Raw genomic sequence first — 1,195 nt, 5'->3', positions numbered from 1 at the left:
GTGTTCATTTGGTTGACGTTCCTGGGTTCCTCCCTGTCGGCGATCTGGATCCTGGCTGCGAACAGTTTCATGCAGCATCCCACCGGCTTCGAAATCGACAAGACCACAGGGCATGTGCGCATGACCAACTTCATGGATGTCCTCTCCAACCCGCAGTTGTGGCGGGAGTTCCCCCACGTCTTCTTCGGGGCCGTCCTGACGGCCGGCATGGTCATACTGGGCATGAGCGCCTGGGGCCTCCTGCGCGACCGCAAGCAGCATGCCGCCGTCTCACCCGTCCCGGGGTCGGGTTCCGCTGAAGTCGCCGTCGAGGAAGACGGGGAGGGGGCAGGTTCCAAGCGGGCCTTCTTCACCAAGTCCCTCAGGATCGGCGCGGTCATCGCGATTGTCGGGTCGATACTGGTCATCGTCGCCGGGGATTTGCAGACCAGGTTCATCATCGATGACCAGCCCATGAAATTCGCCGCCACAGAAGGCATCTACGAGGACACCGGCGACCCCGCCCCCTGGGCCGTGGTCTCACTGATCAACGAGGGCGACAAGACATCCAAGGGGATCGAGATTCCCGAAATGCTTTCCCTCCTCTCGTATCACAGCACCTCGGGCTCGGTCAAGGGGATGAACACGGTCAACAAGGAGCTGCATGAGAAGTATGACGCCAAGTTCGGCAAGGACATGGATTACTACGTGCCGGTGACCACCCTCTTCTGGAGTTTCAGGTTCATGGCGGCGGTCGGCTTCGCCTCCCTCATCCTGGCCGCCCTGGCCCTCTGGTTCACCAGGAGGTCCAAGGACACGCTCTGGTCCAGCAATTGGAAGCTCTGGATCCTGGGAATCTGCACCTATCTGCCCTTTGTGGGCAACACCGGCGGCTGGCTGATCACCGAGCTGGGGCGTTACCCCTGGCTGGTCTATGGTCTGCAGACCATAGCAGACGGCGTGTCTCCGACCGCGAACGTACCGTCGCTCCTGTTTACGAATATCGTTTACTTCCTCCTCTTCCTCCTGATGGGTGGGGTGATGATCTTCTACGCGCGCCGGGTTCTTCATCAGGGACCTGACTACCGGGGAGAAGGTCTGGCCCCCTCCAGGGAAATGGCTGGAAACGCTGCACAAAGGGTGGTGTTGGCATGAGTTTTCTTCAGGGTTTGTGGTTTGGTGTGATTGGTTTGTTGTTTGCCGGGTTCCTGTTGTT

General features: G+C 59.7%; 1 protein-coding gene. It reads left to right on the top strand.

Features of this window, described 5'->3' with window-relative positions:
- On the top strand, positions 1–1,134 hold a 1,134-nt coding region (locus V6584_RS07895; RefSeq protein ID WP_340486380.1), incomplete at its 5' end, for a cytochrome ubiquinol oxidase subunit I.
- Positions 1,135–1,195: the final 61 nt, after the last annotated feature.

This window comes from Bifidobacterium favimelis, from assembly GCF_037963085.1.
Classification (GTDB): domain Bacteria; phylum Actinomycetota; class Actinomycetes; order Actinomycetales; family Bifidobacteriaceae; genus Bombiscardovia; species Bombiscardovia favimelis.
This window is presented reverse-complemented; position numbering and strand designations above follow the sequence as displayed.